General features: G+C 59.9%; 22 protein-coding genes and 1 pseudogene. 12 read left to right on the top strand and 11 right to left on the bottom strand.

Features of this window, described 5'->3' with window-relative positions; translation table 11 throughout:
- Window positions 1–30 precede the first annotated feature (30 nt).
- The gene (locus M0D64_RS39435; RefSeq protein WP_154565445.1) at window positions 31–777 is read right to left on the bottom strand and encodes an SDR family oxidoreductase; all 747 of its coding nucleotides are present in this window, start codon (window positions 775–777) and stop codon (window positions 31–33) included.
- A gap of 117 nt (window positions 778–894) precedes the next feature.
- Here M0D64_RS39435 and M0D64_RS39430 point away from each other — a divergent pair, with 117 nt between their 5' ends.
- Together M0D64_RS39430 and M0D64_RS39425 are read left to right on the top strand one after the other, a co-directional pair.
- Window positions 895–1,830: a LysR family transcriptional regulator gene (locus M0D64_RS39430; protein ID WP_154565427.1), complete on the top strand. Its 936-nt coding sequence runs from the start codon at window positions 895–897 to the stop codon at window positions 1,828–1,830.
- A 175-nt stretch (window positions 1,831–2,005) separates the two neighbouring features.
- Entirely contained in the window at window positions 2,006–2,701 is a 696-nt protein-coding gene (locus tag M0D64_RS39425) for an SH3 domain-containing protein (RefSeq protein ID WP_266261632.1), read from the top strand.
- Between the two features lie 67 nt (window positions 2,702–2,768).
- Here the strand turns inward: M0D64_RS39425 and M0D64_RS39420 are convergent, their stop codons facing one another.
- The 6 genes and pseudogenes from M0D64_RS39420 to M0D64_RS39395 all read right to left on the bottom strand — a co-directional run bounded on the left by M0D64_RS39420 (window position 2,769) and on the right by M0D64_RS39395 (window position 7,856).
- Window positions 2,769–3,317 (bottom strand): hypothetical protein, encoded by a 549-nt coding sequence (locus tag M0D64_RS39420; protein ID WP_266261631.1) that lies wholly within the window; start codon window positions 3,315–3,317, stop codon window positions 2,769–2,771.
- 225 nt (window positions 3,318–3,542) lie between these two features.
- On the bottom strand, window positions 3,543–4,277 hold the full coding sequence (locus tag M0D64_RS39415; protein WP_266241124.1) for an LrgB family protein: 735 nt from the start codon (window positions 4,275–4,277) through the stop codon (window positions 3,543–3,545).
- A 122-nt stretch (window positions 4,278–4,399) separates the two neighbouring features.
- Window positions 4,400–4,723, bottom strand: a pseudogene (locus M0D64_RS39410) (CidA/LrgA family protein); the annotation flags it as partial.
- Between the two features lie 150 nt (window positions 4,724–4,873).
- On the bottom strand, window positions 4,874–5,137 hold the full coding sequence (locus M0D64_RS39405; protein WP_266261630.1) for a DUF4148 domain-containing protein: 264 nt from the start codon (window positions 5,135–5,137) through the stop codon (window positions 4,874–4,876).
- Between the two features lie 402 nt (window positions 5,138–5,539).
- Window positions 5,540–6,157 (bottom strand): response regulator transcription factor, encoded by a 618-nt coding sequence (locus M0D64_RS39400; RefSeq protein ID WP_266261629.1) that lies wholly within the window; start codon window positions 6,155–6,157, stop codon window positions 5,540–5,542.
- Between the two features lie 28 nt (window positions 6,158–6,185).
- Window positions 6,186–7,856: an MASE1 domain-containing protein gene (locus tag M0D64_RS39395; RefSeq protein ID WP_266261628.1), complete on the bottom strand. Its 1,671-nt coding sequence runs from the start codon at window positions 7,854–7,856 to the stop codon at window positions 6,186–6,188.
- A 402-nt stretch (window positions 7,857–8,258) separates the two neighbouring features.
- Here M0D64_RS39395 and M0D64_RS39390 point away from each other — a divergent pair, with 402 nt between their 5' ends.
- Window positions 8,259–9,287: a hypothetical protein gene (locus M0D64_RS39390; protein WP_266261627.1), complete on the top strand. Its 1,029-nt coding sequence runs from the start codon at window positions 8,259–8,261 to the stop codon at window positions 9,285–9,287.
- Window positions 9,288–9,347: 60 nt separating this feature from the next.
- On the opposite strand, the gene M0D64_RS39385 is transcribed toward M0D64_RS39390, so the two are convergent.
- Window positions 9,348–10,103: a TrmB family transcriptional regulator gene (locus tag M0D64_RS39385; RefSeq protein WP_266261626.1), complete on the bottom strand. Its 756-nt coding sequence runs from the start codon at window positions 10,101–10,103 to the stop codon at window positions 9,348–9,350.
- Between the two features lie 310 nt (window positions 10,104–10,413).
- On the opposite strand from M0D64_RS39385, the gene M0D64_RS39380 reads away from it, so the two are divergent.
- From M0D64_RS39380 to M0D64_RS39360, 5 genes are all read left to right on the top strand, one after another.
- On the top strand, window positions 10,414–10,755 hold the full coding sequence (locus M0D64_RS39380) for a carboxymuconolactone decarboxylase family protein (protein ID WP_266261625.1): 342 nt from the start codon (window positions 10,414–10,416) through the stop codon (window positions 10,753–10,755).
- A gap of 29 nt (window positions 10,756–10,784) precedes the next feature.
- Window positions 10,785–11,471, top strand: coding sequence for a hydrolase (locus M0D64_RS39375; RefSeq protein ID WP_266261624.1), 687 nt, complete (start codon window positions 10,785–10,787; stop codon window positions 11,469–11,471).
- A 217-nt stretch (window positions 11,472–11,688) separates the two neighbouring features.
- Entirely contained in the window at window positions 11,689–11,835 is a 147-nt protein-coding gene (locus M0D64_RS39370) for a hypothetical protein (protein ID WP_266261623.1), read from the top strand.
- Between the two features lie 23 nt (window positions 11,836–11,858).
- Window positions 11,859–12,776, top strand: coding sequence for a glyoxalase (locus tag M0D64_RS39365; RefSeq protein WP_266261622.1), 918 nt, complete (start codon window positions 11,859–11,861; stop codon window positions 12,774–12,776).
- A 76-nt stretch (window positions 12,777–12,852) separates the two neighbouring features.
- A complete protein-coding gene (locus M0D64_RS39360; protein ID WP_266261621.1) occupies window positions 12,853–13,551 on the top strand; it encodes a YoaK family protein in 699 nt (232 codons plus the stop codon).
- A gap of 118 nt (window positions 13,552–13,669) precedes the next feature.
- Here the strand turns inward: M0D64_RS39360 and M0D64_RS39355 are convergent, their stop codons facing one another.
- Entirely contained in the window at window positions 13,670–15,430 is a 1,761-nt protein-coding gene (locus M0D64_RS39355; protein WP_266261620.1) for an FAD-dependent oxidoreductase, read from the bottom strand.
- 385 nt (window positions 15,431–15,815) lie between these two features.
- On the opposite strand from M0D64_RS39355, the gene M0D64_RS39350 reads away from it, so the two are divergent.
- Entirely contained in the window at window positions 15,816–18,581 is a 2,766-nt protein-coding gene (locus tag M0D64_RS39350; RefSeq protein ID WP_266261619.1) for a glucosidase, read from the top strand.
- Between the two features lie 223 nt (window positions 18,582–18,804).
- Here the strand turns inward: M0D64_RS39350 and M0D64_RS39345 are convergent, their stop codons facing one another.
- Window positions 18,805–19,068: a DUF4148 domain-containing protein gene (locus M0D64_RS39345; protein WP_166618289.1), complete on the bottom strand. Its 264-nt coding sequence runs from the start codon at window positions 19,066–19,068 to the stop codon at window positions 18,805–18,807.
- A gap of 568 nt (window positions 19,069–19,636) precedes the next feature.
- Between M0D64_RS39345 and M0D64_RS39340 the strand changes: the two genes are divergently transcribed.
- The 3 genes from M0D64_RS39340 (at window position 19,637) to M0D64_RS39330 (ending at window position 21,773) form a co-directional block, all read left to right on the top strand.
- Window positions 19,637–20,002 (top strand): DUF2946 domain-containing protein, encoded by a 366-nt coding sequence (locus M0D64_RS39340; protein WP_266261618.1) that lies wholly within the window; start codon window positions 19,637–19,639, stop codon window positions 20,000–20,002.
- Window positions 20,003–20,140: 138 nt separating this feature from the next.
- Window positions 20,141–21,199 (top strand): transporter, encoded by a 1,059-nt coding sequence (locus tag M0D64_RS39335; RefSeq protein ID WP_266261617.1) that lies wholly within the window; start codon window positions 20,141–20,143, stop codon window positions 21,197–21,199.
- A complete protein-coding gene (locus M0D64_RS39330; RefSeq protein ID WP_266261616.1) occupies window positions 21,189–21,773 on the top strand; it encodes a TlpA disulfide reductase family protein in 585 nt (194 codons plus the stop codon). Before M0D64_RS39335 ends, M0D64_RS39330 begins: the two co-directional genes overlap by 11 nt.
- Before the next feature lie 73 nt (window positions 21,774–21,846).
- Here M0D64_RS39330 and M0D64_RS39325 read toward each other — a convergent pair.
- Window positions 21,847–21,962 (bottom strand): aldehyde dehydrogenase family protein (locus M0D64_RS39325; protein ID WP_266261657.1); only part of this gene is annotated, 116 nt, incomplete at its 5' end.

Below are 21,962 nucleotides of genomic sequence, written 5' to 3'. Positions count from 1 at the left end.
TTCTTCCTTGTTCCTGGATTGGCCGATCGCTTAAATTTCCTGACGAGTGGGTCGAAACAGGATTTCATTTACGTCGACTTCCGGAGGCTGACTAATCGCGAAGGCGACGGCGCGTGCGAACGATTCCGCTGGGATCGCGATCTCTTCGTAGAACTTGCTGATGAAGCCGGCTATATCCGGTTCCGTAATGCTGTTCGGAAGCTCAGTCGCAACCGCACCCGGCGAGAGAATCGTCGTGCGAAGACCGTAGGGTTTGACTTCCTGGCGCAAGCCTTCCGAGATCATGAGCACGGCGCTCTTGGTTGCCGCATAGACAGCGCTGCCGGGCCGCACGATCCGTGCCGCCACGGAAGCGACGTTGATGATCTGGCCGCTCTTCTGCTGTTTCATGTGTGGCAAGGCAGCGGCGATGCCGTACAACACACCCTTGATATTTACGTCGATCGTCTGGTTCCAGTCATCGATCTTCAGGCGCTCAAGCGGTGAATGCGGCATCAATCCGGCGTTGTTGAGCATGACGTCGACGCGCCCGAAGGTCTGCACTGCTGCATCGACCAGGGCTTTGACATCCTCGTGACGAGTCACGTCGGTTGCCATAGCCAGTGCCTTGCCGCCTTTGTCGATTAATTCCTGTGCTAGCGACTGAATGCGATCGACCCGCCGCGCGCCCAGTACGACGATCGCGCCCTGCGCGCTCAGATGCTTGGCAGTCGCTTCGCCCAAGCCGCTGCTGGCACCCGTGATAACGACAACTTTGCCTTCAATGTTGTTGCTCAAGCCATTGCGCGTTTCCACAGACCTTCTCCGGTTGAAATCAATGTCCAGATCTTAGGTTGATGTGAATTAATTAACAATAAGGCTACAATTTCACGGGGTGTTAAATGGAAGTTAATTATGCTGCGCACAGGTCTGTCGGAACTGACGGCGTTCATTGCCGTCGCTGAACATCGAAGTTTCCGCGCGGCGGCGAAAAAACTAGGGGTTTCCGCGCCAGCGTTGAGTCATGCGATCAGGAATCTCGAATCGGGTCTCAACGTGCGCCTCTTCAATCGGACGACCCGCTCGGTAGCGCTAACTGAAGCTGGCGAACATTTGTTGCGGCGTGTCGGTCCGGCACTTGCCGACCTTGAAGATGGCATCAATGAAGTGATGTCCGCAGGTACCCGGCCGTCCGGATCAATCCGGATCAGCTCGGCCGAAGCCGGCGCGAGACCACTGATCCAGCACGTGCTCCCGGATTTTCTCGCGGCTTATCCTGAGATTCACGTGGAGGTCGTCGTGGATACCCGATTGATCGATATCGTGGCAGACGGATTTGACGCTGGGATACGGGTGCTCGACGATGTTCCGCGCGACATGATTGCGGTCGAATTCGGTCCGGCATTCCGGTTTGCAGCGGTCGCCTCGCCCGAGTATCTCTCTCGCCACCAGCCGCCTAAAACACCTCAGGACCTAAGACAGCACAAATGCATCCGCTATCGATTTCTTAGCGGTACGCTATACCACTGGGAGTTTGAACGTCGAAGCAGTGGCCTCAATGTCGATGTCGATGGCCCCATGACGCTAGGTAACTCAAACCTGATGGTCGATGCCGCGCTGGCCGGCATCGGTGTCGCCTGGGTTCCGGAATATCTTGTCGTGGAACATCTGGCGACCGGCCGATTGGTTCATCTACTACCGGACTGGAGTCCTTCCATGCCAGGCTTGTGTCTCTACTATCCGGCTAACCGGCACCCACCGGAAGCGCTTCGGCTGTTTTCGCAGGCGGTACGCGAATGGGCCAACAAATCGACGAAAGATAAAGGCAACGCAAAGAGCGGCAAAGCATGAAAGTTGCTGAACGGTAAGAACGCTGACAAACCGTAATTGCGCAGACAGTCGGGTGCAATTCGAACGCCCCCAGGCTTGTCAAAGCAATGTGGCCCTGCTATCGAGGCGCCGGTAAGGCCGGGACGAAACGAATAGCGCACCTCATGCATGGGCCGCTCTTTCCGAGGGAGGAATCGTGCAAAAGAAAATCGTCACTCGAGCCATCGCGGGAGGCGTTTGCCTGATGGCGCTGTCCGGCGCTGCGTTCGCTCAATCGCTGGCGTATACGAATCAGCCCGTGGACGTTTATGCGGGTCCGTCCGGGGATTATCCGGTGGTCGCGCAAGTGCCGCCGAGCGCGGAGCTTACGGTGTACGGCTGCGTTTCCGATTACAGCTGGTGCGACGTCGGAGCGCCCGGACTGCGCGGCTGGGTCTACGGCGAATATCTCGACTATCCGTATCAGGGTACCGAGGTGCCGATCATGACTTACGGCTTGCAGATTGGGGTGCCGGTCGTGGCGTTCTCGTTCGGAACTTACTGGGATCACTACTATCGCGGCCAGCCTTGGTATCACGACCGGGACCGGTGGGCGAATCATCCGCGGCCGCATGGTGGCCAGCCGGCGGCGGGCGGTCCGGCTATGAACCCGAGGCCGGTCATGCACGGCAGCCCGCAGCCGCAGCCGCAACCCCAGCCCCAGCCGGGGTACGCTCATGGGCCGATGCAGCCGCAGCCGGGATATACGCACGGGCCTGCGCAGCCGCCCGGGCAAATGACGGGCGGTCCTCAGGGACAGGCTGCCGGGCACCCGGGCGGTCCGTCCGGTGAGCACGGCGGCGAGGCGCGCGGCGGCAATGGAGACCGCAATCATCCGCCGGATAACCATTAGCGATTGAACGCTTCTCGCCCGCCACCGCTTCGCGATCGCCTGGCAACGCGCCTCGCGCCCATGCCGCTCAATTCGACGGATGATCGTCGAGGTGATCGTGAAGCGGGTCCGGGCTCTTTTGCGTCGAGCGCAACACGCCTGCGTCGTCGAAATAGAAGTGAAAGAGCTGGTACCACGTATTGTCTTCCAGGTACCGGTAGGTCCAGACTTCGCGCTTGACGAGCGGCAGGTACATCGTTTCTTCGGGACGGCCGAAATTGACGAGCACGTCCGCGCGGGTCCATTTTCCCGGCTCCGCGCGATAGAACTCCAACGGCTGCAGCACCTGGCGGACGTCGACGACTTTGCCGTCCGCGTCGATATCCGCGGCGACGGTGGTTTCGCCCATTGGTTGCGTCGGCCACATCAGACGCCTGCCGCCATTCGGAAGGTCATAGGTTTCTTTAGGCTGGCCCAGCGCGGTAGTCACGGCGGATTCCGGCTCGCCGGCCTTGAAGCGATCCCATGGTTGAACGCAGGCGCTCAAGGCAAGTGTCAACACAAAACCAAGCGTGAAGCGCCACACGTCCAAGCGATGTTCAAGTGGACAGCCGATCTTCGATTTGCGCCGTGTCATGCCGAACCTCGTGCGCGATGCGATGCATGAGGGTTGGACACGGCGCGCCGGAAAAGATTTGAGGGCTTCAGAAACCGACGAAGCGCTCGACAGATTCGTAATCGCGGCCACCGCGGGCTTGCCGGTCGGGTCCACGCCGCTCGCATGCTCGTGGAGGGCGACAAGTATAGATCTGCGCGAGCAGAAGGAGTGTTGCAAATAAAGCAGCGAAGTGGGTCTGTCGCGTCAGAAAAAACCGCTCAGGATTGGATAAATAATTGGCAGGACAAAGGACGTCAGAATGCCGTTCAGGCCCATCCCAAGGCCCGCAAATGCGCCGGCTTCTTCACTCATCTGCAACGCACGAGCAGTGCCGATTCCATGGGACGCGACACCCAGTGCGAAGCCACCCAGGTCATGCCTCGACACGTGAATCAACCTCAAAAGGCCGCTGCCAATCACCGCGCCAGTGATGCCGGTCATGATCACAAGGACGGCCGTCAGCGACGGCAACCCGCCGATTTTCTCGGAAATACGGATAGCAATTCCTGCCGTAACGCTCTTCGGCGCAATCGTGGCAAGTATTTGACCCGTGGCTCCCAGGAGCCTTGGGATCAAAAGGGCCGATGAGATGCCCGTCGCACAACCCGCCACAAGTGCGCCAGCCAATTGCGGGGCCAGCCGGCGCAATTTAGGCAATTGTCGGTGCATCGGTATAGCGAGCGCGACGATTGCCGGTCCGAGCAAAAATTGAATGGGCTGGGCGCTTTGCATGTAGGTGACATACGATGTGTTCGATTCACGCAAGGCAAGTATCAAAAGCGCCACTGCAATTAACACGGGATTCGCGAGCGCACTTTTTCCCAGCGAACCGTGGACGACCTGCGCGATTGCGTACGCGAGGAACGTGAGGGTCAGCCAAAGAAGCGGTGTTGTTCCGAGAAATGCCCACGCGGACGCGATGTTCTGATGAACGTTCACGGTGTATCAACCTTCTCAATGTCGGCAGCCGCAAGCGCTGTGTTTCCGTCGGCATGGAGCGGCGATGCAAACGGTGTTGTCGTGGGTGCAAGCGGTGCAGCGCGCGCGGGCCATAAAGTGCACAAGCCTTGGCCGACAAGCGCGGTAACGACGATTGTTAGCGCCGTACACACAACAACGGACACGGCTATCGGGAGCAGGTCATGAGCCACGCGGCCGGCAAAAACCATGATGCCGACGCCTGCTGGAACGAACAAAAGAGGCAGAAACCTAAGCAGGGCAAGAGAGTCGCTCTCAATGGCGGATGAAAGGCCGGGGCGGAGACTCAGGGAGGCTAACAACAGGATCATCCCTATAACCGCGCCGGGAATCGGCAGGTTCCCGGCGTAGGCTATTAATTCGCCAAAGCACTGGTAGGCGAGAAGGACAGTGAACGTCTTGATCATCGGGTCACCTTCGCTTCGGACGCGCACACGTTGAGCCACCAGCAAAGCACGACAAAGTGGGTGAAAGCCGCCGTGCCAGAACTTGTTCACCCGTTGGCAATATTCATCATTGCAGTGAGCAAAAAGGCGTCGGCCATCCCGTGCATCTGCTCACTGCCCGCCGTAGAGCGAGTTCAAGCGATCCATCGTGCCGTCCTGCTGGGCGCGCAGCAATTCCTGTTTGACCTCCGCGCGAGTCTTGGCATGGAGGGCACCGCTATTGCTACTGCCCATGGACGTACCGCCGACTGCGTCCGACGTCATAGCTGCGTTGCTGTCGGTGGCCGTTTTGGATGTGTCGGTGTTGTCACCCGCATAGGCGAGCGTGGTGCACAACGTCAATGCGGCAATAGGGATCAAAGTCAGAGCTTTCATCATATTCTCCAGCATGGTGCATGACATGCCCGACGCCGATCGAATCACGCAGTTTGCGCCGGGATTTCGTGCCGCTTCGAAAAGCATCAAAGGTTCTCGCAAGGACTCGGCACGCTCTTGCATACCCGGGAAGAATTTCCTTCATTCCCGAGTCATCTTCCTCTTTTGTATCGCGACCGCTCCAGGATAGGACCGGTGCATCCAGCCTGGATCTATTTTCATCACCTGCAACCTGGCGGCGATCCTCGTGGAGCTGCTGGGTTTCGACTGCCCACCCCGTCCACGGGTTGCGGCATGCCGGCAGGTACCACTGCACTGTATGCGCTGACCGCAAGCGCATGAATAAGGCGCTTTTCCTAAACGAGGCTAGGGGATTGCCTTATTCAGTGACTGGGCTCCGCTCTATTGGCTCTCGATCCACTGAATTGCAAAGCGCATCAGCTCGTTGCCGCTACGGATATTCAACTTTTCTTTGATGTTGGCCCGGTGTGCCTCGATGGTCTTGACGCTCCGATTCAGTTTCGCGGCGATTTCGCGGGTACCGAAACCGAGTCCGATCAGATGCAGGACCTCGAATTCCCGAACCGAAAGGCTCGCAATTGGGCCGGCCGGCGTTTTTCTGGGACCCGCAAGGGCTCGCGCCAGCTTTCCATGCATGGCGGCGCTCAAATAAATATTGCCTGCCAGCACTTCGCGGATGGCGCTCACGACATGCTCCGTGGCCTCGAGTTTCATCAGATACCCGTTTGCCCCGGCCCGTAGTGCGCGTTCGGCAAACAGGCTTTCGTCATGCATGCTGAGGACGAGGATTGCCAATTTCGGGTAGCGGTGGCGGAGGGTCTTGACAAGATCCAGGCCGGAGTCCGATTGCAGACTGATGTCCACAATGGCCATGTCGGGCAGGCAGTCCATCGCCGCCAGGGCCTCTTCGGCGCTGCCGACCGCGCAGCAGACGTGCAGATCCTCTTGCAGATTCAGCAAATGCGTCATCCCCTCCCGGATGATGGGGTGGTCATCCACGATCAGGATTTGAGTCGCGCGGCCTGGGCTAGACGGCTTCCCGTGCATGGTCTGGGCGCTCCGGTATCGGATAGCTGATGGCGACCGTGGTGCCACCCAAAGCATTGCGGGCCACCGTACAAGAGCCGCCCAGAAGACTCGCCCGGTGACGCAGGTTTTGGAGTCCCAGTCCTGAGGCACGCGCCATTTGTTCCGGGCCGACGCCCACCCCGTCGTCACTGATTGAAAGCGTCTGCAAGCCGCCTACGCGCTCCAGGTCGATCCAAATGTGACGGCCTTCGCTATATTTCAGCGCGTTGTTGACTGCTTCCTGTGCCGCACGATACAGGTTGATCTGAGTAGGCTGATCCAGTAAGTCTACATCTGGCTGGATCCGGAGCATGCAGTCTATGCCGTCAAGCGTGCGAGCCGTTTCCGCCAGCCCATGCAGTGCGGCCGCAAGGCCACCATATTCAATGGCGACCGGGTCCAGGCCATGGGCAATCCTGCGGGTCATCAAGGACGACTGCTTCACCAATCCGACGATGGTAGCGGCGTCGGCGGCGGCCGGGTGGCCCTGCGTCTGCAGTTTCTGATTCAAGGCGGCGCAGTACAGACCCAGGCTGGTCAGGTGTTGCCCAAGTCCATCATGCAGTTCCCGGCCAAAGAGTCTTTGCTGCTGATCGCCGATCTGGATCAGTTCTTCTTCCAACAGACGACGTTGCGCGATCTCCTCCTTTAGTTCGCTGTTTGTCTTCTCCAGGTCTTCGGTTCGCTCCTCTACGCGCCGTTCCAATTCGACGTAGGAGGCCTGCAGCAGGCGATGGACGCGCTGCTCCTGAGCACGTGCCGCCACCAGCAGCAGTCCGGTTATCGCCACGACGTTCGCGAAGGTGCACCACCTCACGAGGCTATCCACCGGAGAATTGGCGGCGAAGGGGCCCGTGCCGTGGGTGGTACCCCAGATAGCCACGACTGAGACCATCAAGGTCGCGAGACTGGTGCCCAGGTGATCGAAGCGCAGAGCCGCCCAGATAATGAACGGAAAGATCGCCAAGGCTGCAGGATAGTAGCCGTGTCCGGCAAGTTGCGGGGCACCGAAGATGAGGTAGCTCACCCAGAAGGTCGCAATGGCCAGTCCGCACGCCTCCACGGCCTGCTCCGCCGAGCGGATGGGGTTCGGATACGCGAGCAGGCTGAGCAGGGGCGGAGCCACCACCAGCACGCCCATCATGTCACCGAGCCACCATTTCAGAAAAGCTGCGCCGTACTCGGCGGCCGGCATCAAGCCCCCTCCGAATACGGCGGTCGCACCAATCAGCGCACTCACTGCCGTGCTGAGCACCGCAGCGAGAGCAATGAGGGCTAACACGTCCTTGATGCGGTCGAGGGTGATCTGGAATCGGGCTACGCGGTTCAACAGTATTGCCGCCGTCAAGGCTGCAACTATCGCGCCAACACTAATCACGGCGGCCACTGGCAAGGGCACGCCCACCGACACGTTGGCGAGGAGGGAGCCAATGACGATTCCGGGGGCAACTTCGAAGCCCAGAGCGAGCAGTGCAACAAGGGCGATGCCACTGGAGGGCCACACCAGAGACACTGCGCCGCCCACTATCGCATAAGCAAGTCCTACTTTTGCGCCCGCGTAGTAAGCCAATGCCACAAGCCCGGTGAGCAGGAAGAGTCTAAACCTGGAATCGCCCCGAATAATGGCCATTGTTCGCTTCACCCCCTCATGCGAACGATGCCCCACACGTCCCGGCACAGCCCGCAAGCAGCAATCCTGATGAACCTATCAATATGGCGAATTTGATGCCGGGATTACGCGGGTCACATTCCTCATATCAAGGCGACCAAAACTACTATGAACCCACGTCAGAATTCTTCTGCGCGCCATCGCACATACGAAGGATCATCATGGTAGTACAGGGCGAGTTCGTTCAGGCGGGCGGCCTCCTATTTCGTGAGAGGTCGGACCGCACTACCGTTCGATATCGATGGGTGTTCCCTCGCATCGCCCGCCAAAACACAGGTTCGAACTGGCGGAACTCCGTTCGGCCTCCGCCCGGGGCCTATGCTTGATTGGCGCATTCGCACTATATGACCAAGGAGGCGTGTCATGAAACCCGCGCTATGTGTCGCCGTCGTCAGTATGCTGTTCGGGGTCCAACTGGCGCACGCCGCCTGCCCCAACGACGCCGTCTTCCTCATTCTCGGTGATCAGATTCGCGGTTACTCCTTGCGCGCCAACGGAGCGACGGAGCCCTGCCAGGTGCTGCAAGGGCCGCTCACCACCCTCATGACCGCCGGAGCGACGGTGATCGACAAGAAGGACTCCTTTCACGTCGCGCAGTTTCTTACCAACAGCACCGTCGACATCTTTTCGCGGAAGGCCGAGGGCAATGAGGCACCCAGGCGGTCGTTCATGTTGACGATGACAAATGACCTGCTCAGCATCGCGGTGGATTCCCACCTCAACGACTTCGTCCTGACCGTTCGCCCCACGGAGGCGGGGGTGCTGGTCGCTCCCGCCAACAGCTCCGGGCCTGTAACCAATCCGGTTCACATCACCGATCCGAATATCGTCCAGTACGTGAGCATTGCGATTGACAGCGACGACAATCTGCTGATTGCGGGCTATGACATACGGGGGGCGGCGATCATCGACACGTTTGGCACGCGTCGGAGCATGACCGCGCCGCCGCTTCTGCGCAGCCTCACGGGTAGCAAAACCGGCCTGCTGCCGGGGGCCGGACTTTTTGCAAGGAACAACATGACGATCGCTGTCGATCCGCGTACGGACGAGTTATTCGTCTACAACCAGACCGCGGACGTGACGCAGATCCAGGTGAGCGTTTTCGCCGCCAAGGCGAACGGCGACGTGCCGCCGGTACGGACAATCAGCGGTCCAGCCACGGGAATCACTGGCTCTGGCTTGCCGGGAAACAAGATCGCCATCTCCTCGGACGGGCGGCTCTTTGATGCCGAGCCGAACCTGCGCATTCTCGCGTTCGCGCCGGGGGCAAGGGGCAATGTGGCGCCGTCTCAGGTCATCGAGGACTCCACCCCCGGTCCAGTCACCCTGGGCGGGATCGCGGTCCGGTCGAGAGGAGGCCGGCAACATGATGAAAATGACGATGCTCAATGAAACGGACGAAGCCGGTGGCAAACCTTGACGCGCAGTACCCTTGGCGCGAACTAAAACCGTTCACGCGGGTTTGTCGGACCGATCGGACGTGCTCGTGTTCCATAGCACTTCGAACAGACCGCACTCGAACGCAAAGAACTCCGCGCTTTGAATGGACAGCGCGTAGTGCTCGGCACGCGATGAAATAAAGGCCACGGTGTCGTCGTACAGATAGGTCGTGATGCCCGCTTCGAAATCCGCGGGCGCAAAGCGGAGTTCGCGGCGATCGCGCGTCGATGTTCGCCACAGATCGCGTGTATCGCCCGGACCGGAGCGGATTATGCGCAGATTGATACCCGCACGGATGCGTCGCACCGCGACGTCCCTGATGACCTCAAAACCCGGCGTCTCAAACAGCTCGCTGTTAGACATCACCGCGCGCAACTCTTTGCTCTGACATTCGAGCGTTTCGTTGAGCACAGTCTTGATCCCTTCGATACCCGGGAAATAGCGCACCCGCGGTTTTCCACCCGCTGAGTTGTGAATGGAGCGCAGCCGCGGGAGCACTTCCTGAACGAGCTGACGCTGCGCCTCGATACGCCTGAGCAGCGCGATCGGATCCTGCGGAATGACATAGCTGCGCGCGCCTTTCTGCACGGTCGCGACGAGTCCGTCGGCGAGCAGCCGGTCGAGCACTTCGTATGCATTGGTGCGGCCGATGCCCGCCTTCTGGGCGATCGAAGCGACGGTGGACTCGCCGAGTTCCAGCGAGGCCAGATAGAAGTCGGCCTTGTTTCCGTCGATGCCGGCGGCCTGAAGCATCTCAACAAGGTTCATGTTCGCCAACCTGATGTCGCCAACCTCATTTTCGCCAACCGCTACGCACGGGTGATGGTCGTTACACGTCGATTCGTTCGCTTGGATAGTACAAACAAAATCTTTAATAATCAAATAGATAACAAGTTAATCGCAAGGTGTGAACGTATTTCAGGGACGCGTTTCACGGCCGCGACTAGCATTCATCTCAGTCAATTCGTTGACGCCCGGAGCCGATGAATCGCATCGATCCGAAGCGAGGCGAACCGTGGGCCGGTTGAGTGGCCCGCTCGTGCGCCTGATCACCATGTAACCCTATTGGAGTCATCTCATGATTGAGTGGAAAGAAACGATTCAGGACATCAATGTTCGCCTCAAGGAACTGTCCACACGCACGCCGGACACCCTTCACGGTTTTGGCCTCATCGCTGGTGCGGGCGCCAACACGAACCATCTCGGCGCGAAGACGCGTGAGCTCATCGCGCTGGCCGTCGCAGTCACCACGCGCTGCGACGGTTGTATCGCCTTTCATTCGGCAGAGGCCGTCAAGCTCGGCGTGACCGATGCGGAAATCGCAGAAGCGCTGGGTGTCGCGATCAACCTGAATGCCGGCGCTGCCATCACGTACAGCACGCACGTGCTGGATGCCATCGACAAACTGAAGCAAGCCTGATCACCCAACCACACTGAAAGGAACCCATCATGAGCAACCCCAAGCTTGAAGTACTGACCCCGCAAAACTCCCAGCTGCTTTTCATCGACCAACAGCCGCAGATGGCATTCGGCGTCCAATCCATTGATCGGCAAGTGCTGAAGAACAATGTGGTAGGTCTCGCCAAGGCAGCGAAGCTATTCGGCATCCCCACCACCATTACGTCGGTCGAATCGCAAAGCTTCTCGGGCTTTACCTACCCCGAACTGCTCGACGTGTTTCCCGGTCAACCGGTGCTCGAACGCACGTCGATGAACTCCTGGGACGACCAGAAGGTTCGTGACGCGCTGGCTGCGAATGGACGCAAGAAGATCGTGGTTTCCGGCCTGTGGACAGAGGTTTGCAACAACACCTTTGCACTCAGCGCGATGCTGGAAGGCGACTACGAGATCTACATGGTCGAAGACGCCTCGGGTGGCACGTCGAAGGACGGACATGACTATGCGATGAAGCGCATGATTCAGGCCGGCGTCGTGCCCGTGACGTGGCAACAGGTGATGCTCGAATGGCAGCGTGACTGGGCGCGTCGCGACACGTACGACGCCGTCATGAACGTGGTCAGGGAGCACTCTGGTGCGTACGGGATGGGCGTGGACTACGCGTACACAATGGTGCACAAGGCGCCGCAGCGCGCCAACGGGTCCCACGAGATCGTGCCCGCGGTTCCGGCCAGGTAATCGGTCAGATAACCGGCCACCCACTGCCTCAACTGATGTCATGACTCCGGCCGTGCGGCAAGGTGCCGCTGGCCATCAGGAATCCATACGATATCCAGTTAAGACAGCCCCGATCTGATTCGGCCCGATGGTCGCTTCACGACGCTGAATCGTGCGAACCCGACAGCGAGCGCGATCGCCATCAAGGACGGGAAATTCACGGCCGTTGGCGTCTGACATGAGTACAAACGCACAAAGGAATCCGCACTGGATCGCTGCGCTGCTCGCGCAGCGCTGGTTGCCGCTGGTGGCGCGCGCCGCGCTCGTCATGGCGACATGCCTTGCCGGTATCAAGCAATCCTCCGGTCGTTCCGGTGTTCAGTAAAACCCCAAAGGACTTTCAATACCATGCGTAATCTTCGCTCCCTGGCAGCGACAGCGCTTGCCGTCATCTGTCTCGCTGCATCGTCAGTCGCGTCGGCTACACCACCAAAAATTCCACAGCCCATTGCAGAGCCGCAGCTGGCTGTGGGGCCGCAATACGACACCACCCATGTCTATGTAGCGCCTGAAGACTTCGACAAATTCACCGATAGTCTTGTCGCAACCTTCGGCGGCCATAAGTCGCAACAGGGCGTCTTTCAGGTGACACCCACGTCGAGCAAGACGATGTCGCAACTCGTTTTCACGCCGGTCGGCACGTTGTCGGTGTTCGGCTTCAAGACGCCTGTTCCGTATCCGTTCGGTAGCGAGCGCACGGGATATCTCGTGACCGACATCGACGCGGCCGTCAAGTCGGCCAGGCGGCACCACGCCGACGTCACGGTGGCGACGTTCCCCGATCCGATCGGACGTGACGCGATCGTCTCCTGGCCGGGCGGCGTCAACATGCAGTTGTACTGGCACAATCAGGCGCCGAACTATGGTTCTTTGCAGACGGTGCCCGAGAACCGGGTCTACGTGTCGCCGGAGCGCGCCAATCTATTGATTCGCAACTTCGTGGCTTTTTCGCATGGCAAAGTTGTGTCCGATGATCACAACGCGCCCGCCGTCGAAATTGGCCGGCCGGGCGATACGTACCGGCGTGTGCGGATCGAGTCGGGATTCGGCAAGATGACGGTGCTGGTGACGGACGGCCAGTTGCCATGGCCGTTCGGCCGGGAGATGACGGGCTATGAAGTGACGAATCTCGCCGACACGCTGCAGAAGGCGAAGGCGGCAGGCGTCATGGTGCTGGTCCCGCCGTTCACTTCGGATAAGCGCGAAGCCGCGCTCGTGCAGTTCCCGGGTGGATATATCGCCGAGATTCATGCGGTTACGCAGTAGACGCGGGACGCCGGGGTGATGCGCCATGACGGTCGCGGGGCCGCCCGATGTCATTCCCCAACACGGGAGACGATTGATGAAATCTGAAGACAGCGTGCTCGCCGCCATCGCGGGCTACGTGGACACGCTCAGCTTTGTCGCGCTTTTTGGGCTGTTCACTGCGCACGTCACGGGCAACTTCGTGCTGATCGGCGCCGAAGCGGCAGGTTACGGCCAGGGCGTGTTCATGAAGTTGATGGCGTTCCCCGCATTCGTTGCAGGTGTGGCCGTCAGCAGCGTGATTGTGAAGCGCGTCGAACCCGCGACGCCCAACCGCGCGGCGTGCGTTCTCTACGTTGTCCAGGCAGCACTCATGCTGGCCTTTTGCCTCGCGGGCGTCGGCGTCTCGCCCGTTGTGCATGCGGATAGCACGCCCGTCATCGTCTGCGGGATGATCGGCGCAGCGGCAATGGGCGTGCAGAATGCGCACGGCCGGCTTGTCTCGCGTCCCGGTGTGCCCAACACTGTGATGACGGGCAACGTGACGCAGGCCGTGCTCGACACGCTCGACATCCTGTCGCCGCAGATGCCATCCGACGCACGAGCGGTGGCGCGAACGCGTCTGGGGAAGATGTTGCCGACGATTCTCGCGTTCGCCGTTGGCGCAATCCTCGGCGCCCTCGCGTATCGGCACACAGGGTTCTGGGCGTTGCTGCTGCCGTTCGTCGCGCTCCTGTGGCTGGCATTGAAGGCACGCGGCGTATTGCACCCAGCTCACGACACGGAGACGCCATGACACGTACGTGGCCCAGGCCGTTCGCAGGTACGAACGCGGTGGCGTTCGTTGCCGGTTTGCATGCGCGGACTATGTCGGCATCGAACTTAAATTTGGATGGTAGTCACATCCGAAGCGGTCAAACCTTGCAATCCATCGCGACAGACGGCTTATGGCTGGCAAGAAAACGGTGAATCTCCGCGACCACGGCGGCCCCCTCCCCCACGGCCCCTGCAACGCGCTTGGTCGAACCCGATCGAACATCGCCAATTGCAAACACACCGTCGACACTGGTATGCAATGGCAGCATGGACCTGGTGGCTCCCGTTTCGAGGTCCGTACCCGTCAACACAAATCCTTTCGGATCCAACGACACATTGCACGTGCGCAACCAGTTCGTGTTGGGGTCGGCACCGATAAAAAGGAACACATGATGCGTCTTCAAGCATTCGAGACCACCATCGTGTCGCCGATAGTAGACAGAATCTAGCCGTTCATCGCCTTCGAAGGCTGTGATCTCAGCGCCTGTATGGATCGTCACATTCGGCAACGCGGCAATACGCTCGATCAGGTAATGCGACATGCTGTGTTCGACGTCCTGGCCCCTGACGAGGACATGAACGTGGGCAGCATGCGAAGCCAGAAACACAACGGCCTGCCCAGCTGAATTTCCACCGCCAATCAGCAGCACCGGTTCGCCGCGGCAAAGTCGAGCCTCGATCGACGTCGCCCAGTAGTAGACACCGTGACCTTCGAAGCCCGCAAGGCCGCTCACTGCCGGGCGCCGATACTCCGCGCCGCTCGCGATGACCACCGTTCGTGCCGCAATGCGCCGCGAACTGGCAAGCTCGACCTCGAGCGGGTATGCGCTGCAATGCAAGGCCTTCACTTCGACCGGAATCGCGATGTGCGCACCGAATTTCTGCGCCTGGTTAAATGCCCTGCCGGCTAGCGCTTGCCCCGATATACCGGTCGGAAAGCCCAGATAGTTTTCGATGCGCGCACTCGTGCCGGCCTGGCCGCCCGGCGCGTGGCAATCGAAGACGGCCACTGACAAGCCTTCGGACGCCGCATAGACGGCTGCCGCCAGGCCGGCAGGCCCGGCACCCACGATCGCGACATCGTAGAGATGCCCTGAATCGAATTCCGGCACGAGTCCCAGACACGACGCGAGCTGCCCCTCGTCCGGATTGCGCAGCACGGTGCCATCCGGGCAGACGACGAGCGGCATGTCATCGCGCCCGGGAGTCATGCGCTCGAGCAATGCGATAGCATCGGCACCCCCTACGTCAAGCGTCATATGCGGGAGAGCATTGCGTTGCAGGAAATGTTGCAGCGCGAGGAGCCGCTCGTTGTCGGGCGGGCCAACGAGCACCGCCCCTTGCCCACGCTCGATTGCAGCGACGCGCCTCAGAATCAGCGCGCGCATGATCCTTTCGCCGAGCTCTGCCTCGCCAATCATCAGCGCACGCAGCTTATCCGGCGAAATCACGAGCGCATTGACGTCTTCAATAACCTCAGCATCGACGAGCCCGGGCTTGCCTGAAAGCATGCCAACGTCGGACGTGAATTCACCCCGCTTTGCCTGAGAGCGCAGCAAACGTCGATGGCCGAGTCCGTCGCGTGCGGTGTATCGAATCGAGCCTGACAACAGGACGAACATGCCTGGACTCATGCCACCCGCGCGATAGAGAAATTCGCCGACGGCGTAGCTGCACATCGCACCGAATCGCCTTATCCGATCGATCTCAGGGTCCGTCAGTACCGGAAATATCTGATTCCAGCGTGAGGTGCTATATGGAGTCTGCGCATCTGCCGAGGTAGAACGATCGGCGCCGTTAGTGTCGGCTTCTGCCTGGTTCTCCTGCCCGCCCGGTGGCGAAGCTGCGTCGCTGTTCATCGTGAACCTCCCAGCAATGCGATCTTTTGGATAACCCACGTAGTCAATGCCATCCAGTAGTACAAGATAGGTTAGCCCTCAACGCGTCGCAAATAGCTAACCTGATCTTGCTCATGTCCGAGCCCTTGTGGTACTCGCGACCGGCACAAGTGGACTTCCTCGCGCGCCCGGTTGCACTGTCATTGGAAAATCCGTTAATCAGCTAATTAACGCGACGCTCGGCGATGTCGGTTATCGACGTTCGCTGCTGGCGCCTATCATTAAGGCACCGTAGAGAGGATATTGAGCGCCTGATGTGCATCGCGCACACGGTGCTCGTGATGGAAAGGGAACGACATTCACGCACTGAACGCGTTGGATGGTCGATTTCGGGTTGGGAGGTTCCGTGCCACCGCTACGCGCAATCAATCTGCTCCAGTCGAAGGAAGGTGCCCGTCTCCATGGTCCGGAACTCGACCGATGGCGCCGCTGGGGGCCTTATCTAAGCGACCGGCAATGGGGCACCGTTCGCGAAGACTACAGCGAATACGGCACCGCATGGGACTACTTTCCGCACGACCATGCGCGCAGCCGCATGTACCGCTGGGGTGAGGACGGCATTGCCGGATTCGGCAACGACCCGCTCGACTGGTGCGTATCGCTCGCCCTCTGGAACGGGCACGATCCGATCATCAAGGAACGGCTCTTCGGGCTGACGAACGCGCAAGGCAATCACGGCGAGGACGTGAAGGAGCTTTACTTCTATCTCGACGGCACGCCGACGCATTCGTACATGAAGATGCTGTACAAGTATCCTCACGACGCGTACCCGTACCAGGATCTGATCGATGAAAATCTGCGGCGCGGCGCCGATCAGCCCGAATATGAAATTCTCGATACGGGCGTGTTCGACGATAACCGCTACTTCGACGTCTGCGTCGAGTACGCGAAGCACACGCCCGACGATATCGTGATGCGCGTTAGCGTCGAAAACCGCGCGGATCAGTGCGCGGCGCTTCATCTGTTGCCGCAATTCTGGGTTCGCAACCGATGGGCATGGTCGGGCAAGCCCGGCAAGCCGTCGCTCACGCTGGAGCCGAATACTGAGGAAGGCGCGCGCGTCGTCGCGCACAATCCCGCGCTCGGAACGATGATCGTGACGGCGTCGGCGCAACAGCCGATCGAGTGGCTCTTCTGTGAAAACGAAACGAATGTGCGCCGCATTTTCGGCTTCGAAGGAACGGGACCGTTCAAGGACGGCTTCAATGACTACCTCGTTGACGGCGACGAGCAGGCAATCCGGCGCGACAAGGGCACCCGCGCCGCCGCGCATGTGTATCTACAGTTCGCGCCTCATGAGCGCTCGGTGCTGTATCTGCGCTGGCGTCAAGAATCGTCCCCGGCTGCGGCTTCGGACGCCGTGGCTCTCGACATGGAAGAACTCTTCGCGCGCCGGCAAGCGGAGGCCGATGAATTCTATGCGGCGCTTCAGCACGACATTCCCGACGCCGATGCTCGGCTCGTGCAGCGTCAGGCGCTCGCCGGCATGCTGTGGTCGAAGCAGTACTACCAGTTCGACGTGACGCGCTGGCATGACGGCGACCCCGGCCAACCGAATCCACCGAGAGCACGGAGGCGCGGCCGCAACGCGGACTGGCGGCACATGTGCAATGGCGACGTCGTGTCGATGCCCGACAAGTGGGAGTATCCATGGTACGCGTCGTGGGACCTCGCGTTTCATGCGGTCGCGTTCGCCATGATCGATCCCGACTTCGCGAAGAAGCAATTGCTGCTGCTCGTGAAGGAGCGTTATATGCATCCGAACGGGCAATTGCCCGCCTACGAGTGGGCGTTCGGCGATGCGAATCCGCCCGTTCATGCGTGGGCAACATGGCGGGTGTACGAACTCGACCGCGAGGTGACGGGCATTGGCGATCATGAGTTTCTTGAGGTCATGTTCCACAAGCTGCTGCTCAATTTCTCGTGGTGGGTCAACCGCAAGGACGCCGATGACCGCAACATCTTTCAGGGCGGCTTTCTTGGGCTCGACAATGTCGGCATCTTCGACCGGTCTTCACCGCTGCCGACCGGCGGCCGCATCGATCAGGCCGATGGCACGGCATGGATGGCCTCGTACGCGCTTGACCTGATGCAGATCGGCCTCGAACTGGCGATGACGAACAGCGCGTACGTCGAAATCGCGGTGAAGTTCTTCGAGCACTTTCTGTATATCGCGGAAGCGGTCAGTTGCAGCGAAGGCTGCAGAACAGGGTTATGGGATGGACAAGACGAATTCTTCTACGACGTACTGCACCTTCCGGACGGTACCCGTGTGCCAATGCGCATTCGTTCAATCGTCGGACTGATTCCGCTGTTCGCCGTTCACGTGCTCGAGGATCGGGTGTACGGTCATCTGCCGGGATTGCGCGAACGGCTGGCGTGGTTTCTCGATCATCGGCCCAATCTGGCAAAGCTGGTGTCGCGCTGGACCGAACCCGGCACGGGTAACACCACGCTGCTGTCGCTGTTGCGCGGACAGCGGATGACAGCGCTGTTGCGCCGCGCGCTCGATGAAAACGAATTTCTCTCGGAGCATGGCGTGCGGGCGCTTTCCCGTGTGCATCGTGATGTACCGTACGTCTTCGACCACGATGGCGTGAACCTCCGCGTTCAATACCAGCCAGCCGAATCGGACTCGCGTGTTTTTGGCGGCAATTCGAACTGGCGCGGGCCGATCTGGATACCCGTCAACTACCTGCTGATCGAATCGCTGCATGAGTTCTATCGCTACTACGGCGATGAGTTTCGCGTCGAATATCCGACGGGATCGGGCAACCGTGTTTCGCTGAGCGGGATTGCCGACGACCTTGCACGGCGGGTCACCACGCTCTTTCTCAAAGATGCACAAGGCGTGCGGCCCGTGATGGCCGCTTATCCAATGCTGCAAGCCGACCCGCGTTCGCAGGATCTCGTCCTGTTCCATGAGTACTTTCACGGCGACACTGGACGCGGCGTCGGTGCTTCGCATCAGACCGGCTGGAGCGGGCTCGTCGCGCTGCTGCTCCAGCCGCGCATGATGAAGCTGTCCCATGTAGCGCCTGATGTTGCGCCCGATGTAGCGCCTGATGTTGCGTCGGTGGCCGAAGACACCGCATCAGCCATGGCTCGGTAGCGATGTGTTAGCGTTCCACCGCGAAACAGGCTGCCTGGCGACGCCGACTATTTCACGAAGGTTCAGGACTACGACGAACAGGACTGGTCGAACAACATCGCAACGCACCAGGCGATCATGCTCGGCGACGTTGCGATTGTTCCGGTTACTTTCGGCTCGAAAGACAAATTCAGCGTGTTGGTGTTTCTCCGCAAGCAAGGCGTCGGCCATCCCGTGCATCTGCTCACTCTCCGCCGTAGAGCGCGTTCAGGCGGTCCATCGTGCCGTCCTGCTGGGCGCGCTGCAATTCCTGTTTGACCTCCGCGCGAGTCTTGCCATGGATGGCACCGCTATCGCTACCGCCCACGGACGTACCGCCGACTGCGTCCGACGTCATAGCCGCGTTGCTGTCGGTGGTCGTTTTGGATGTGTCGGTGTTGTCACCCGCATAGGCGAGCGTGGTGCACAACGTCAATGCGGCAATAGGGATTAAAGTCAGAGCTTTCATCATATTCTCCAGCATGGTGCATGACATGCCCGACGCCAATCGAATCACGCAGTTTGCGCCGGGATTTCGTGCCGCTTCGAAAAGCATCAAGGGTTCTCGCAAAGACTCGGCACGCTCTTGTAATACCCGGGCAGAATTTCCTTTATTCCCGAGTGATCTCCCTTTTTTGTATCGCGACATGCCCCGTTCTTTCCCTACTCTTTTGTAGGATATTTACCCATCGGCGCTGTCAAAAACTTGCGCGACAATCGTCTACAACACACTAGCCGGTCGGTCCGTCAAGATCATGCCTCGCCTTTTCAATCCGAAGATTGGCGGCATTCTCAGATTGCTTGCAATCCCGATGGCAATGCTCGCACCGCCGGTCTCGCAAACCCTTTCGGCTGATCAACGTGTCGATCTGACCGCGGGCGCTTTCTGTTCCGCGCGAAACGGTCCCGACTTCCAGTTACCCAACGAAGTATCTGTCCAGCCGATCCGGCCCCTTCCGGCTGATGGCACGCATAAGGTAGGTGCTATACGGGCCCGCTATCCGACGGATAGAATCCTGAAAAATTTTTGACTACCCATGAAGATCGGCGCCCACAAACACTCCGTCGCATGGCTTGGCCTTATCGCCATGTGGCTTGTCGTTTTCGCGCCGCTCGTGAGTCAGTTGCTCGTTGCGTCCCGCGCCGATGAGCCGGTCAGTGCCATCTGTTCGGCAGTCGACAGTGACGCTCCCGCCGCGCATCATGCGTCCCCGGACAAGACCGCAGCGTGTGGATACTGCGACTTCCTCGCTCATCATGTAGCCGCTCCGAGCGTCCCTCCGGCCGGCCTCGTTGCAACGCTATCACTAGCGGATGCGCAAGTATCGGCGCCGCCCCCGTTTGTCCCTCACGCCGCCGCGTTTCCCTCTGGCCGGCCTCGCGATCCTCCCGCCCTTTCCTAGTCGTTGTTTCTGTCAGTCGCAGCGTCAGCCTGCTTCGTAATCAGGCCGTCGCGGCAGCCTGTCATCTCAGGAAAACACGCGCGTCCTTCCACCCGAGGAGGGGGTTGACGCGCGCCCGCATCGAGCGGAGAGGAAACCATGTCTACCAACCCGAACGCGCTATTGCGCTGCACGCTGCCTTTCGCCATGGCCGCGATCTTTCCCGCTGCGGCTCACGCATGCGCCACTTGCGGCTGCTCCTTGAGCACCGATGCAGCGATGGGCTATTCCGCCGCCCCAGGCTGGCGAATCAATATCGAATACAACTTCATCAACCAAAACCAGTTGCGCAGCGGTACCGGTTCGGTGTCGAACACGCAACCCGCCAGCATCAATGACGCCGGTGGCAGCCAGGAGGTGGAGCGCCAGACGATCAATCGATACATCAATCTCGGCATCAGCTATAGCCCCAGCGCGAGCTGGAACTTCAGTGCGCTCATTCCTTATATTTACCGTAGCCACACGACATATGGCAACGCGACGACGGACCAGCTCACTCCCGACAACGTGAGCGGCGCAACCAGCAAAGGCCTGGGAGACATCAAGCTGATCGCAAGCTATCAGGGTTTTCTTCCAACCCACAATCTTGGATTGCAGCTTGGCGTCAAGTTACCCACAGGCCGGTACGGTGGTCAGGACGTCAATACGGGTGCAACCGTTGGGCACAATCCAGTGTTCTTCTCGAACGGCCCCAATGCGGCCGCAGGCCAGGCGCTCGACACCAGCTTGCAGCCGGGCACCGGCAGTACTGACCTGATTGTAGGGGCCTACTATTACCAGGCGATCAGCCAGAACTTCGACGCGTTCATCAACGGGCAATTCCAGTCCGCAATCGTGGAGAATCTCGATCACCCCGGCGCGACATACCGCCCCGGGAATCTGGCCAGTTTGAGCCTCGGCCTGCGCTACGAGGCGAATCCGAAGTGGGTTCCGCAGTTGCAGATCAACGTTACCCGCAAGAGCCATGACCAGGGCACGCTTGCGGATACTGCGAACACAGCGGGAACCGTCGTTTATCTCAGCCCCGGCATCACCGTCAACGTATGGAAAAACCTGGAGGTGTATGGCTTCGTGCAGCGCGCTATATACAGCAAACTCGACGGTTATCAGTTGTTTCCACGCTGGAGCGGCAACGTGGGGATGAGCTATGCGTTCTGACGAATCGCGAGCGCCACTGGCGCATGACGACCCCGCCTCTTCGATATCGACTGCGCGGCGCGCGTGGTTGCGTGCCGTGCTGGCAGTGTCCCTGGGTGCAGGCGGGTTGGGCCGACCCTTGATGGCCCGCGCGGCCACGCTGGCCGTTGGTCAACCTGCTCCGCCTCTAGTCCTTCATACACTGGATGGCCGGAGCATAAGCAGCGCTGATCTGCTCGGCAAGGTGGTTATTCTGACGTTCTGGGCCACCTGGTGCGAGCCGTGCCGTGACGAACTGCCTCTGCTGTCGGCCTATGCCGTGCGCAACGCAAATAGCGGGCTGCAAGTACTCGGGTTCAGTCTGGATGGAGCAGACGATCTGTCAACCGTTCGTGAGGTTGCCGCTGGCCTTAGCTTTCCGGTGGGTCTGCTGGGCAGCGCCTGGGCAGGCGACTACGGGCGCATGTGGCGCATTCCGGTGAGCTTCACGATCGGACGAACGGGTCTCCTCGCGGACAACGGGTGGGACGACAAATCTCCCGTTTGGACATCCGATCGCTTGCAACGCGTTGTCACGCCACTTCTGAGGCAATAGAGGCGTAAATGACGGGTGCGAATTGTGGTGACCGTCTGCTTACGAGCCCACCGGATTTGACCGTTTCGCGCTTCTAAACAGCCATGACCGACACGGCCTTCGTCACCAGATAACCTTCCATCGCCTCCGGACCACCTTCCGACCCATAGCCCGAATCCTTCACGCCGCCAAACGGCATTTCCGGCCAGG

The sequence above is a fragment of the Paraburkholderia sp. WS6 genome (assembly GCF_030464835.1).
Classification (GTDB): Bacteria; Pseudomonadota; Gammaproteobacteria; order Burkholderiales; family Burkholderiaceae; genus Paraburkholderia; species Paraburkholderia madseniana.
This window is presented reverse-complemented; position numbering and strand designations above follow the sequence as displayed.

What these genes read in the sequence shown, in the direction of transcription:
- M0D64_RS39370 (WP_266261623.1), top strand. Translation starts at nt 11,689, where the DNA reads ATGAGTACAAACGCACAAAGGAATCCGCACTGGATCGCTGCGCTGCTC.
- M0D64_RS39345 (WP_166618289.1), bottom strand. Translation starts at nt 19,068, where the DNA reads ATGAAAGCTCTGACTTTAATCCCTATTGCCGCATTGACGTTGTGCACC.
- M0D64_RS39405 (WP_266261630.1), bottom strand. Translation starts at nt 5,137, where the DNA reads ATGAAAGCTCTGACTTTGATCCCTATTGCCGCATTGACGTTGTGCACC.
- M0D64_RS39355 (WP_266261620.1), bottom strand. Translation starts at nt 15,430, where the DNA reads ATGAACAGCGACGCAGCTTCGCCACCGGGCGGGCAGGAGAACCAGGCA.
- M0D64_RS39330 (WP_266261616.1), top strand. Translation starts at nt 21,189, where the DNA reads ATGCGTTCTGACGAATCGCGAGCGCCACTGGCGCATGACGACCCCGCC.
- M0D64_RS39390 (WP_266261627.1), top strand. Translation starts at nt 8,259, where the DNA reads ATGAAACCCGCGCTATGTGTCGCCGTCGTCAGTATGCTGTTCGGGGTC.
- M0D64_RS39340 (WP_266261618.1), top strand. Translation starts at nt 19,637, where the DNA reads ATGAAGATCGGCGCCCACAAACACTCCGTCGCATGGCTTGGCCTTATC.
- M0D64_RS39380 (WP_266261625.1), top strand. Translation starts at nt 10,414, where the DNA reads ATGATTGAGTGGAAAGAAACGATTCAGGACATCAATGTTCGCCTCAAG.
- M0D64_RS39420 (WP_266261631.1), bottom strand. Translation starts at nt 3,317, where the DNA reads ATGACACGGCGCAAATCGAAGATCGGCTGTCCACTTGAACATCGCTTG.
- M0D64_RS39365 (WP_266261622.1), top strand. Translation starts at nt 11,859, where the DNA reads ATGCGTAATCTTCGCTCCCTGGCAGCGACAGCGCTTGCCGTCATCTGT.
- M0D64_RS39335 (WP_266261617.1), top strand. Translation starts at nt 20,141, where the DNA reads ATGTCTACCAACCCGAACGCGCTATTGCGCTGCACGCTGCCTTTCGCC.
- M0D64_RS39430 (WP_154565427.1), top strand. Translation starts at nt 895, where the DNA reads ATGCTGCGCACAGGTCTGTCGGAACTGACGGCGTTCATTGCCGTCGCT.
- M0D64_RS39395 (WP_266261628.1), bottom strand. Translation starts at nt 7,856, where the DNA reads ATGGCCATTATTCGGGGCGATTCCAGGTTTAGACTCTTCCTGCTCACC.
- M0D64_RS39385 (WP_266261626.1), bottom strand. Translation starts at nt 10,103, where the DNA reads ATGAACCTTGTTGAGATGCTTCAGGCCGCCGGCATCGACGGAAACAAG.
- M0D64_RS39375 (WP_266261624.1), top strand. Translation starts at nt 10,785, where the DNA reads ATGAGCAACCCCAAGCTTGAAGTACTGACCCCGCAAAACTCCCAGCTG.
- M0D64_RS39360 (WP_266261621.1), top strand. Translation starts at nt 12,853, where the DNA reads ATGAAATCTGAAGACAGCGTGCTCGCCGCCATCGCGGGCTACGTGGAC.